Raw genomic sequence first — 12,553 nt, 5'->3', positions numbered from 1 at the left:
ATTATTGTAATTGTTTCATGGAATTATTTATACAATAATAACGAAGAGATTAGGACTAATATAACCTCTTTTTGAATAATCCTAAGGGAGTTTTTTAAACCGAGGTAAGTCGTTAAGGAAATTAATCGATGGGAAAAGGAATTATTTTACGTGTACCGCATGGTACCGAATTATCAGCTGAATTACTCGAAGCCTTAGCAATTCGCTTTCCTGGCTATATTCTAGAAACTTACCACAAGAAGCCTGATAATCACCGCAGTTTCGTACGTCGGGTTAATAGTCTCCATAAGGCGTTCTCCTTTCTTCTTGATGCTTATCCATTAGCGCCGCAAAGCCGTTTTTTGCTCAAAAGCACCTTAGAAGAGTATGTGAACGAATGCGAAGAAGATGCTTTGCATGCAAAAGGCTCAATGGATGAATTGCATAAGGAATTAGAAAAATACACTGCGAAATTAATTGAATTGATTGCTTTGGGGTGGGGTACTTCCATTAAAGAAGCAATTGAGTTATTGAATGAAGCAGAACAATATGAATTAATGCGTCAAGGTCGCTACGATCTGGCAACATTAACGCCCATGAAGTTGAATGATGACGATTACATTCTCCAGATCGACGAATCGCTTCCTCCTTACTATGAACAATTTATAAATGAATTAAAACAAATTAAGGCGAGCAAATATCCCAAAACTCCATCCTGGGTTTGTAAACTTGAAGAGTATCAGCAAGCCTATTTTTGTAATCTGAATCGATCAATTGGCAGCTATATTGAAGTCGTTCAGGACTTTAATAGTTTTTTAATCGAATGGGCATTAATAAAAAAAAGAGCAATTAATTTTAATGTTGATCTAAAACAAATTGCTACGAACTCGTTACCACTTCCTGCCTGGTTTAATGAGTTGGGCCCGCATTTGCAAGAAATGATCCGTGTCTTGGCATTAGACCCATCGAACTTGGAATACAACTTAAGCAAGTTTAAGAAGCTAATTTTCTCAGAAAGTTTTAAGAAGGAATGCTCCTCTACGGTGGGAGGCATTTCAAGTATTCCACAATGGTATTGGGTATTGTCCGAGCATCAACAGTTTTTCCTGGAACATGTGCTGAAAGGATGCAAACGAGTCGAAGATGCAGTTACTTATTTATCCAGTCGTCATCGAACGCTGCCTCTGCCTGCAAATTATGCTGTTCATAGTTTATTAGCAGTGAGTCAAGATGGAAAATTTCGTGAACTGTCAAAGAAGCGATATCGCTCCAGTCACGTTGCAACTCGAGATGGATTAACATGGCCTGGAGCGGTGCAACAACGCCATATCGATTCGAATCTGGCTAAAGTGATGGAAAATGCACAACCGGATCAACTTGCAATATTACAAACGCTGATTAGTCCAATTCATGCAGCCGATTATGTGCCGACTTGGATTACCGACTATTTGCCCACATTACCTCCAGATTTAGAGCTGTATAAATTAGCGCGGGCAGCGGTAGAACGACGCGCAGCGACACAAACGATTCTCCAGAATAATCATCCCTATAATTTAGCAAAACGACTCTATTATACGCAGTCAAATGATAAAGACAGTTTGAATTTATTGGCTGTAGCGGAGAAATATGTTTCTTCGACTCCAGGCCTAAAGACTCTTTTGGAGGAATATAAAAGTGTCTTAGAGTCAGCTACAGGGACCGCAACTATTTTTGATTATGCAGGCAGGGAATTATTTTTGAGCTCTCTGGAGCAGTTAATTATTTTGAGCATTGGAGGGCATTCTTATGGATCGTGCGTTAGTGGCAAGGATAGAAAAGCCATAGAGCTTATTCATACTGATGCGATGATTCTTTATAAAGAACTCTATGGATGTTGGCCTGTATTTGATGAGCTCTATGATAAAAAGAATCGCATTCGTTTTGTCTCCTTAGTAGCTGATCTGTATATGAGTCGTCATCATCATGAACATGCAGGACAGAATGCGCCAGGTTCTGAAGGCATCAAGACCCCAGACTGGTACTTACCCGAGGATATTGCTACAGAAATTAAAAAACGGTTGGATAACGAGCGAGCACTTAAAGACGATGATCGGGTTGCAACGGATAACGAAGTAAAAAATATTTTTATTGGCGGCTCTAAAAAGGTAAAAGAATATGTACTCCCCAAAAATACATTGCTCTGTCGTTTGGTTGCTCGCCAATTAGGTAAAACAAATTGTAATCGACTTTACGACTCGTTACATCTATTAATCAATGAAAAAAGTCTATTTACCCCAGTCCCAGTAGGAGAATTAAACGGGCGTTGGTCTGTAAAATTCTTTTCTGAGACAGTACCAATAAAATATTTTTCTGAGCCGGTAACCATTCCTGATGGAATAAAACAAATTTTCGACTTAATGCTAAGCCCTACATCTGGAAAAGATAATATTGAGCGGTTTGAAAAGATATTCCAAATTATATTAGACAGGCCTGAATCAGATGAAAGCCGTGCTGAGGCAACCAATTCCGTTTATGGACGTGCACGCGATTTTTTCAAACCGCATGATGATACTGATTTTACGGAAATGGTTGAAAAGACGGTAGAGGAATGGTCGAACTTGTTTACTAAATCCAAAGAGTCTCATCTTGGTGAAACATGTCTCCATAATTAAGTGAATTTCTCCGTGGCAAGCACTGTCGCTTGATCACATATGTTACCCCGCGGACATGCCGGGATGTCGGATTAGCGATGGACTGGTTTTTTAGCGATGATAGGCGATTCAGGGCCAAGCAACGGAGGAAATTTGCGGTGAGCGAATCAGCTCCTTATGAAGGTTTGAGGCACTCGAAAGGTACAATAAAGCAACTATTGCATATCGTTGGTATAAAGGTAGTCCATTAAACTGTAGTACTAATATTACAGTAAAAGTCATCAATTCCTTTGCTATTGCTGCCTTGGGTATTTTTGTCTGTGGTGATCCTGTTTTTTCTAGACTATTATATCTTATAAATTACTAATTTCTGAAAATAAATTAATGATACCCAAAGAATATGGTTGTTTTAAATTTGCAGTAATTAGTACAAGCCCAACAATTTTTCCAATGTGGCAAGCGAATTGTTTAACTCAGCTGCTTGATTCTCAGTATGCTGAACTTGCACTTATCATCGTTCCGCAATATAAAAAAAAGAGGCTTAGTAAGTGGCGTTATCTTTTAAAAAATTCTCGATTTTTATTCTGGATGTTGTTCTATAAGTATCTAGTCTTACCTAAATTAAAAGCTATGGTTCGTACAGATATGAGTAGTACATTGCAAAATACTGAAATAAAAAAAATTAGATTTCACAGTATTAATCGTAGGGCAGATACTATTTATTGTGATGATGAAGATTTAAAAGATCTTAAGATCAGAGAGTTAGACTTTATATTACATTTTGAAGACAGCATTTTAAAAGGTGATTTTTTGAATGCCGCAAAATTCGGGGTTTGGCGATTTCATTATGGAGATCCTGAATATCATGGAGACTTACCTCCGGCATTTTGGGAAACGTTTGATAAGAAAGATTGCATTACTGTTACATTACAACGTTTGACTGAACACCAGGATAGAGGCTACATCCTGCATAGAGGAGAATTATTTTGTAGTCATTTTAGTTGTAAAGGGACTTACAGAACTAACCTGGATACAATACTCTTAAGTACTACATATTTCCCAAAACGAGTTTGCCAAGAATTAATTCATTCTAATAAAGATATTGTTCGCGATTATCCAGCTCAAGAAAAAAAAGTAGCTATAAAAAAGAAACCCAGTAATGTCGACATGTTAAAATATTTTTTTCATGTAAGCAGCCGTATTTATTCCTGGTTGGTAACACATCCTAAAATTACAATGATGAGTTGGCGAATTGGTGTTGTTGAAAAAACCATTGAATCTTTTGTTCAAACAACATCAATAGATGAAAATTTAATAAAATATGTGAATTCTGACCTAAAAAAATATTTTATGGCAGATCCTTTTGGAGTATATCCTTATGAAGAGGGGGCAGGAATAATATTATTTGAAAAATTTGATCAAATACAAGAAGAAGGAAAAATCTCCTATTTAAAATGGGATAATGGAAGGGAATTTCAAGGAGAAGATAATATCTTGGAAACTCCAGGACATTTATCTTATCCTTATCTTATCTGTGAAAATGGGGCGCTTTATTGCATTCCGGAATCTTCCGCATCGAACCAAGTATCACTCTGGAAGCGAACACCCACTGGAAAATGGTATCAAAAAGCTGTTTTGATACATGATTTCCCCGCAGTTGATATAACAATCATGCATAGTAAGGATTATTGGTGGTTATTTTGTACCCATAAAGAAATTGGAGATAACTCTCATCTTTTCATTTGGTACTCTAAAACACTAACAGGTGCATGGCAACAACATGCACTTAATCCAGTAAAATGTGATATTAGATCAAGTCGACCAGCAGGAACGCCGTTTATTATAAACGATATAATTTATCGACCTTCACAAAACTGCGCTGGTAGATATGGGAAATCCATTATGGTTAATCGAATCAAAACTCTTAGCCCCACATCGTTTCAAGAAGAGTTTTGTTGCGAAATTCAACCGCCGCCAGGAAAACAAGGAATGCACACCATTTCAAAATTTGGCGCAAATGCCGTGTTAATTGATGTTTATTCCAAGCCTATATTTTCTTTTAGAAAATTAAAAAAACTATGGATTTAAAAAAATATTTGTGACGTTTGATTCAACCAATAACATTAAGATTTATGGAGTTTAGCGAAACTATTTTTCCAAATAAACTGAATCAAAGAATGAATTTTGTGGGATAAACTCCATTTTTTTATGAAAGGAACAGGATCATTCCAGTACCAACTGTTAATTACAGTACTTTTTCTCCATCGTTGTAAAAATGTAAAAAATGCATTCAATTTGTTTGGTTCTTGAGATATTAAGGTTGCTTCACTCACCGGATCAATCCAAGTAATGGGAGAATATTTGGAACAATTCTTATAGGAAAATGGAAGTTTTGTATCGGTTAGAAGTTGAAACAGGAGATATGGGAAGTTACCACCAATACATCGAGTTATCCCAATTTGATCCCAGCTTCTAAGATTGGTTTCAATATAATAAGCTAATCCATTTTTTTCATTTAATTTAAATTCCATATTTAAAATACCACTTAACTTATTCTTTTGAACAAATTTTATGGCTAGCTTTTCTATCTCGGGGAAATGACTTTCTTCAACCAAACAACCTGTACCATATTTCCGCGGAAACTGATGAATTTTTCGAACGGTAATAGAGCTTACTATGTCACTTTTTTGAGTGGCTATCATAGAAACCTCTATTAAATTAGACTCTGGTCCTGGAATGATTTCTTGGAGAATAACACTTTGTTGCGTTTTCAAAAGCTCACAAACTAACGGTTCAAGATCTGCCTTCCTGGAAATTTCTATCCCTTTTTCGTGAATATTTTTTTTCCAAGTAGTTGAGTCGGCCCCTTTTACTAATAAAGGGAAACTAAGCTTTTCTAAGTGAGGAAGATCATTAAGATGTTTGATTTCTATTGTCCAAGGTATGTTTAAACCTGCATTAAGCGCTAACTGGCTCTGTACATTTTTATTTTTGAAAAGAAGGGTTATTTCTTTAGAGGGTTGCTCAAATAAAAAATACTTTTTTAGTATATCTTCATTTTCTGCTATCCAATAAACAAATAGATCTGTTGTAGGAAATAACACCGGGCGATAAAGGCTGGTCCAATTATTATCCTGTATAAATTTAAGAAGAAAGTCTAATAGTGCATCCTCACGTCCTATGGGATAAGGGATCTGATGGACCTTGCATTTTCGTGTGTATACTCCGATTTCACCTGCAGAAAAAGTTGAAAAACCGATAACATTAACTTTGGCATCCGCAAGAAGATGTACCACAGCAAGTCCAGGATCAAACAAACCTAAAATAAAAGCAGGATTATTCAACTTATAATTCTCCCCTTTAATGAGGTTGCTCATTGATTCAACTCCCCAGACAAGATTTTAAATATATACAGCAAATTAAAACAACCGGTTCTTGTAAACTGTTTAATCCTTATCTATCTCAATTAAGTTTTATAGTGGTTTATTCATCCATTTTTTTACAAAACCGAATCTTCTCTGCATAAAAATTGAACTTCGATATTGAAACCCCGCTTGTTCTATAGCATGGCGGAAAGGTAAATTACTCGCTAAAACAAAAACATAAATAGATTTAATGTCCGTGAAAGTAAATGCTTCATGTATCATATGGGCAAGCATTATTTTATAAAGACCTTTTCTTCTAAATTTTGGATGTATCGATGAGTCATAAAATAAGATGCTCTTTTCAGGAATATTAACTGAATATTGGAAAATAGAAAAAAAACTGCGGTTCTTCGTCATCCAAATATAAATCGCAAGGTAATTATCAATAGTCATAGTATAGATATATTCCTTTGCGTTGAATCGTTTTAATGCGGTTGATAAAAAATCATATTGATTGTGCCATGGCTCACAATGGAGTAAATCAGAGATTGAATTGCATTTGACTCGTTCATCAGACTTAAAATTCTGTGCAGAAGACCGCTCAAAAAAGTAGATACACATTTCGTTATCTTCTTTAATCCAATTTTTTATTCTATAAATTAATTTTGCAATGCATTGATTGGATCCTTTATGAATGAAGGATCTAACCTTATTTAAAGAGTTTTTATAAGGTTTTAAGAGTTTTTTCAAACCATCAAAAAGCTTTACAAGAAAACGTAAATAGCTGAATTTATAAAGGATAACTTCAGAAACTTCATCATGCGCATTGGCAAAACGCTCTTTCCAGGCATCATCACCAGGGGTTAGATCAAACTGTTTATAGCCCTGACTAATAAGGTACTCGCCTAATAGCATTAGATGCAATTTTCCAGGTGAACATTCTGCTAAAAATGGGGAGCTGGGTAACAAATCCAAGTGTATCATCTTGTTGCTAATCATTCCTATCATGGCAGCAATAGGAGTATTGTTAAGATAAGTTACTGTAATGCAAATCTTATCAGGAGCAGATACAAATAATTGTACTAAGAAAGAGCGTTTTTTGTCATCATCTCGAAAGGGAGTAACTTGATGAAGCGCGCCTTGACGAAAATCATAATAATTTATTAATTCAGGGAGGACTCGCTCTAACTCAACCAATTCAGTAATTCTTAAAAATTTTAATTCCCCTAATTTTTTGAGATGATTAAGTTTGCTTTTATTTTTCTTTTTCATAAAAGACTTTTGCAACTCATGGGCATTTAATTGGATTAAAGGCCTATTTTTTTTCCGCACAATAAGATTGTACGTCATCTCGGGGATGGACTGAAGAATAGGAAGAAGAGATGGCGGAAGATAGGTAAATCTTAGTATTGAAAATCTAAAATGATTTTTCAATTGAAACCATGCCGTTTTAATAAACCAATCAGATACTTCGGGTACAGCTAACCAAGCATGGTATTCTGCTTGAATTGTTCCGGCATGAGCAAGGGTGTTGGTTTTTAAGGAAAAAGCAAGAGTCCATAAAGCAGTGAGGTCATTGTCTTTGTTCCACAAAGTAACCAGCACTGGTTGCCATTCAGAATAATATACTTCATACCAAGAGCAGACGAAATCAGGAGATTGATATACAGTGCCATACAAACAGGAATCATATAAAATTGACCATTTTTTTATAAATTTTATATCATTCAACAGCTGCTTGGCTTGGTCTCCAACAGTTAATTCTATGCGACCATTCATGCTTTATTTTCTCCGCGGTAAATAGAAAAATAAATCGCTTTATTTTTTTGCTCGCTGGAATAATTTATTAATTAAAAAAAGAGCGCGTCTATGCCTAAACTCATCTGCTCCATCAATGTAAATGGATAAATTCTAATCGTTAGATACTGATGATTGTCATTAGTCCAATAGGTTTTCCATGGTTCATCTTGGCCAAGAAACTCAAGGGCTTCCAGACCTTGTGCAAACGAATAACGTATCGCTTCATATCCAAGAAGTACTCCTGGAGAATATTTTGCATAGGTTTCATTGTATGCCATGACTTTTCACTAAAACAAGCAGTGCAATTGCATCGATTTCATTATTTGATTTACTGACAATAAATTGCAGCTGTTCAGGTTGATAAGTCGCTGCACATGCAGTGAACCACTGATTAAGTAATAAGGGAGATTTGAATCGTTTGGCTAATTCATTCCAGCTTGAGGCCAAAGATTTTAATTCATTTAAATCATGAATGATTTCTATCATGATTTGTTCCATGCTTCATAAAGTATGACAAACTCCTTTTTCAATTTTTGATACTCCATCTAATGAATGTAACCCATATTTTATGCCGCTTTATACATTGAGTTTAGTTTTTTCTAGGAAATATGCAAAATAGGTGAAGCATTTAAAAATGAGGTGTGCTTGAATATTGCCAAGCATCATGAATAATATCTTTTATAGTATATTTGGCATGCCAACCTAATAATCGGTTGGCTTTGGTTGGATCGGCAATAACAGAGCACAAATCTCCTCGACGGCGTGGTTTAAAATGATATGGGATCTTAGCATGAAGTTCATTTTCCAGAGTGTTGACCAAATTCAAAACGGAACAGCCCTCGCCACGTCCTAGATTAAATACATCAAACCCTGAATGATTGTCCAAATAGTTTAAAGCATCCAGATGTCCCTGAATCAGATCCATAACATGAATATAATCTCTAATTGCTGTACCATCAGGGGTGGGGTAGTCATTACCATAGATATCTAAATATTTTTTTCGTTTAGTTGCTACTTTAAGCAGCTCGGGAAATATACCCGAACTGTTTAATAATGATTCGCCAAGCAATGCAGAGGGATGTGCTCCAGCCACGTTAAAATAGCGTAACGATATTGCTGAAAATTTTTTTTCAGCACGGCAATAGTCATTTAGCATCGTTTCAAACATGAACTTTGAATGACTATAAGGAGAGGATGGATTACATACGGGGAATGTCTCTTTATACAGTTTATCACCCGCATCTATATAAACAGCAGCTGTAGAAGAAAATAGAAATTTATTGATATTATTTTTTTGTAATGCCTTCAATAAGAAAAAACTCGCTATGACATTATCTCTGTAATAATTCAGCGGGTTATGTATTGAATCATATACATTTTTTTTAGCTGCAAGATGAACGACAACATCAATGTCTTGGTTTTTACTAATAAATCGATCCACCGATTCTTCATCACATAAATCGAGTTGTACAAAATTACATTTTCTTTGGGTCAACGTTTCGATCGCGTTTAGTGTTTTTATGGAGCTATTTGACAAATCATCAACCATTACTAAATCATAGTGATTTTGAAGAGCTGATACGCAAAAATGACTGCCTATATAGCCAGTTGCTCCTGTCACTAAAAGTTTCATATATAGTCCCTTAAGTATTTACCTGTCATTATATTACTAAGATAGCAGCAGTCTTTGTTGCATGCCAAACAATAGCGAGAAAAATCAATCCGTTAAATTGATGTATTGGATCTATCTTGTGCTATCATGAAAATAAGAATTTTATTTCCAACTTACACGACTTCTATAACATAAGAGAATTTTTCTAGTCAGAGGAGTACTCTACGTTAGAAGTATTTTAGTGTGAAATTTAAACATGATTAATCGATGGACAAATGAACGGTTAGGACAATCATTAGTCGCTATTGGCGTAGCCAGTTTAATATTTATCCTCTCTTTGAATACTACATATGGCTTTATTTTAGCCCCATTCGGTATCATGATGTTGGTTTTTTCTTTCGCATATCCTTACTTGTTTGGCATACTGTTTTTTATATTATGTTTATTTCGCTTTCATGAGATTATCCCAGGACTTTATTCACTTCATCTGCCATTAATTTTTGCAATTTTAGGCATACTTAGCTTAAGTATCAATGCTCAATTAGGGCGAGTAAAAATTTATTGGCGTAGAGAAATGACCTATTTTATGCTCTTCTTTGTATGGGTTAGCACGAGTATGGTATTGGCTTATAGCCTCCAAACTTCATTTGGCTACTGGAAGGATACATACATTAAAATTTTCATTGTTTTTTTTATGATAACATGGACGGTGACAAGCGAAAAAGCATATAAGTTAATTGTGTTTTTAATTGTATTAAGTGGTATTTCTCTCTCTTTGTTGACACATTATTATTTTGCTGAGGGCAAACATCTTGTGGAAGTAGTAAGAGCAACTCTTGGGGGTTACTCTGCAATTGCAGACCCAAATGATTTAGCTTTAACACTATTATTTCCTTTTAGTTTTTGTTGTAGTATGGTCGTCAGCTCATCTAGTTCCTTTCTAATAAGATTCATTGGTTTTTTTGGGGCAATCATTGTTATTGGAGCTATTTTTGAAACTCAAAGTCGTGGCGGATTAATGGCATTAATTGTTATCGTTAGTTATTTTGCTACACATCAAATAAAGCCCAAATCATTAGTAATTTTTTTAACTATTTTTATGATGCTTCTATTCTATTTGTTTATCAGTAGTTTATTTGTCCGTGTTGGAGGTATCGAGCCAGGGACACTTGATGAATCGGCCATGGGGCGAATTTATGCCTGGGAAACTGCCGTTAATATGGCAATACATCATCCTGTTTTTGGTGTTGGTATCAATGGGTTTCTAGACAATTATTATAATTATGCTCTTGTATGGGACAACCAACAACACGCCGTGCATAGTAGTTGGTTCGGGGTGCTTGCAGAATCTGGTTTTATAGGTTTAATTTTATATATTTGCTGCATCATTTCTGCAATAAAAACTGCGCATAAAAATATTGTATATATTACAGAAAAGCATCTGTCGCAATTTGAGCAAAAAACTATTTATCCAATTTTGGCACGAGGATTGTATTCCGGACTTATTGGTTTTTGTATTTCAAGTACTTTTCTAACCCAAGGGTTTACTTGGCCTTTTTACATTTTTTTTGCTCTGACTATTGCATTGGCACAAAGCATCAATACAACGATCGGTGATACTGTAGGAAAGGCTAGATGAAGCAGATCTTCTATTATGGAATAGGTCTTGTTATTGCGAAGCTTGTTGCAATATTTATGCTGCCAATTATGACAAGAATATTAAGTCCTGCTGAATATGGAACCTTGGAAATTTTACAAACGTTTATTAATATTTTGCTCACCATTTTTTGTCTTGGACAGGGTGATGCAATCTTTCGTTTTGGAGGTGTAGCGTCAACAAAACAAGCTATGGACAGTATTTGCTTAAATGCTGGATTTCTGGTTTTCTCAAGCAGTTTCTTCTTATGCATTCCAATGATTTTATTTGCAAGTCAAATAAGCTCTATGCTTCCTGGTAATACGAATTATTGGCAAATCATTTATTTAGCTTTACTCATGATCCCAAGCAATATTTTAGCGATCCAACTTGATTGGCTTAGGCTCCAAGAAAATGCATTGGCTTTTGTTTGGATCAATTTAATTAGAACATTTATTCAAGCTGGACTCGTTCTGATAGTGTTATATGCTGGTTATGGAGTGACAGGCATTATGTTTGTTTCCGTAGTTTCTAATACATTAAATTTTTTATATTTTCTTCCAACTCAATTAAAAGGGTTATCACAAGTCGATCTTAATATTCAAAAGCGTTTATTTTTTTACGGAGTTCCTTTAATTTTTGCAGGATTAGGTGATTTTGTAATCATGTCATTGGATATCTGGTGGCTTGGTTATGCTATAGGAGCGGCTGAAATGGCCAAATTTGCTTTGGCTATAAAGTTTGCAATGGTAACGATTTTTCTCATACAACCATTCACGATGTGGTGGTATCCAAAACGCTTTAAATACATTAATCGTCGTGATTATTGTGCAAAAACAACAGAGCTTGGCGTGATTTTGGGAATGATATGTGCCTTTTCTGTCACTTTAGGTGGAAGTTTATTTATTCATTTATTCATTTCTAAAAATTACCAGGATGCTATTTTGTATTTACCTCTGTGCGCTTTTGTTTTTCCATTGAAAATTGCTGGAGATATAATGAGCGTGGGATTATTTTTAGAAAAAACAAAAAAAATTATGTTGATTAATAATATGATTGCTGTATTAACGGTGATCGGATTTTATTTTTTCATCCCGTTATGGCATGTTTGGGGGGCGCTTTACATTTTGTGTTCAGTGCTCTTTTTAAGATGGCTTATATTTTTTTATTTCAGCCAAAAAGAATTATATTTACCTTATCGATATTTAAGATTAAGCCTTTTTATCGTTGTTTATGCTATTTGCCAATCAAGTATTTGGTTTATGGGGAGCGCCACCGCATATATTATTTGTGGGGGGGGATTGTGGTTCTTTCTAATTGCTATAGCATATTATTTAAAATTTATTCCTCCTTTGGCTGTACTCTTAAAAAGTTAAGCTCGCTAAGAATTCAAATTTCTAACTTGTTTTCAATGACACTTAATCAAGTCACCACACGAAGGCTGATCCTGCCCTGATTTGTCGGACACCTTGCTAGAGAGCGCATACATAGATAATCAAAAAATTTTTTATTAACATCGATTGCTGTCAAG

At 35.2% G+C, this 12,553-nt stretch carries 9 protein-coding genes; 4 read left to right on the top strand and 5 right to left on the bottom strand.

Annotated features, from left to right (window positions below):
- Positions 1–128 precede the first annotated feature (128 nt).
- The gene (locus tag DGG96_RS10420; RefSeq protein ID WP_110142606.1) at positions 129–2,630 is read left to right on the top strand and encodes an oxidoreductase; all 2,502 of its coding nucleotides are present in this window, start codon (positions 129–131) and stop codon (positions 2,628–2,630) included.
- A gap of 363 nt (positions 2,631–2,993) precedes the next feature.
- Complete coding sequence (locus tag DGG96_RS10415; RefSeq protein ID WP_110142605.1) at positions 2,994–4,697, top strand: glucosamine inositolphosphorylceramide transferase family protein; 1,704 nt, start codon at positions 2,994–2,996, stop codon at positions 4,695–4,697.
- A 35-nt stretch (positions 4,698–4,732) separates the two neighbouring features.
- Here DGG96_RS10415 and DGG96_RS10410 read toward each other — a convergent pair whose 3' ends face one another.
- From DGG96_RS10410 to galE, 5 genes are all read right to left on the bottom strand, one after another.
- Positions 4,733–5,986 carry a hypothetical protein gene (locus DGG96_RS10410; protein WP_110142604.1) on the bottom strand — a complete coding sequence of 418 codons (1,254 nt, stop codon included), beginning with the start codon at positions 5,984–5,986 and terminating at the stop codon, positions 4,733–4,735.
- Between the two features lie 96 nt (positions 5,987–6,082).
- Entirely contained in the window at positions 6,083–7,753 is a 1,671-nt protein-coding gene (locus tag DGG96_RS10405; RefSeq protein ID WP_110142603.1) for a GNAT family N-acetyltransferase, read from the bottom strand.
- Positions 7,754–7,824: 71 nt separating this feature from the next.
- Entirely contained in the window at positions 7,825–8,052 is a 228-nt protein-coding gene (locus DGG96_RS10400; RefSeq protein WP_110142602.1) for a GNAT family N-acetyltransferase, read from the bottom strand.
- Positions 8,039–8,260 (bottom strand): hypothetical protein, encoded by a 222-nt coding sequence (locus tag DGG96_RS10395; RefSeq protein WP_126955531.1) that lies wholly within the window; start codon positions 8,258–8,260, stop codon positions 8,039–8,041. Before DGG96_RS10395 ends, DGG96_RS10400 begins: the two co-directional genes overlap by 14 nt.
- A gap of 142 nt (positions 8,261–8,402) precedes the next feature.
- Positions 8,403–9,407 (bottom strand): UDP-glucose 4-epimerase GalE, encoded by a 1,005-nt coding sequence (gene galE, locus DGG96_RS10390; protein ID WP_110142600.1) that lies wholly within the window; start codon positions 9,405–9,407, stop codon positions 8,403–8,405.
- A gap of 235 nt (positions 9,408–9,642) precedes the next feature.
- On the opposite strand from galE, the gene DGG96_RS10385 reads away from it, so the two are divergent.
- Positions 9,643–11,025 carry an O-antigen ligase family protein gene (locus tag DGG96_RS10385; RefSeq protein WP_110142599.1) on the top strand — a complete coding sequence of 461 codons (1,383 nt, stop codon included), beginning with the start codon at positions 9,643–9,645 and terminating at the stop codon, positions 11,023–11,025.
- On the top strand, positions 11,022–12,398 hold the full coding sequence (locus DGG96_RS10380; RefSeq protein ID WP_110142598.1) for a lipopolysaccharide biosynthesis protein: 1,377 nt from the start codon (positions 11,022–11,024) through the stop codon (positions 12,396–12,398). Before DGG96_RS10385 ends, DGG96_RS10380 begins: the two co-directional genes overlap by 4 nt.
- Positions 12,399–12,553 lie beyond the last annotated feature (155 nt).

This window comes from Legionella qingyii (assembly GCF_003184185.1).
Note: the sequence above shows the minus strand (reverse complement) of the source record. Positions and strands in the feature narration are given on the sequence as shown.

Excerpts from the sequence above, each read along its gene's own strand:
- DGG96_RS10415 (WP_110142605.1), top strand. The coding sequence starts at position 2,994 with ATGATACCCAAAGAATATGGTTGTTTTAAATTTGCAGTAATTAGTACA.
- DGG96_RS10385 (WP_110142599.1), top strand. The coding sequence starts at position 9,643 with ATGATTAATCGATGGACAAATGAACGGTTAGGACAATCATTAGTCGCT.
- galE (WP_110142600.1), bottom strand. The coding sequence starts at position 9,407 with ATGAAACTTTTAGTGACAGGAGCAACTGGCTATATAGGCAGTCATTTT.
- DGG96_RS10410 (WP_110142604.1), bottom strand. The coding sequence starts at position 5,986 with ATGAGCAACCTCATTAAAGGGGAGAATTATAAGTTGAATAATCCTGCT.
- DGG96_RS10380 (WP_110142598.1), top strand. The coding sequence starts at position 11,022 with ATGAAGCAGATCTTCTATTATGGAATAGGTCTTGTTATTGCGAAGCTT.
- DGG96_RS10420 (WP_110142606.1), top strand. The coding sequence starts at position 129 with ATGGGAAAAGGAATTATTTTACGTGTACCGCATGGTACCGAATTATCA.
- DGG96_RS10405 (WP_110142603.1), bottom strand. The coding sequence starts at position 7,753 with ATGAATGGTCGCATAGAATTAACTGTTGGAGACCAAGCCAAGCAGCTG.
- DGG96_RS10395 (WP_126955531.1), bottom strand. The coding sequence starts at position 8,260 with ATGATAGAAATCATTCATGATTTAAATGAATTAAAATCTTTGGCCTCA.
- DGG96_RS10400 (WP_110142602.1), bottom strand. The coding sequence starts at position 8,052 with ATGGCATACAATGAAACCTATGCAAAATATTCTCCAGGAGTACTTCTT.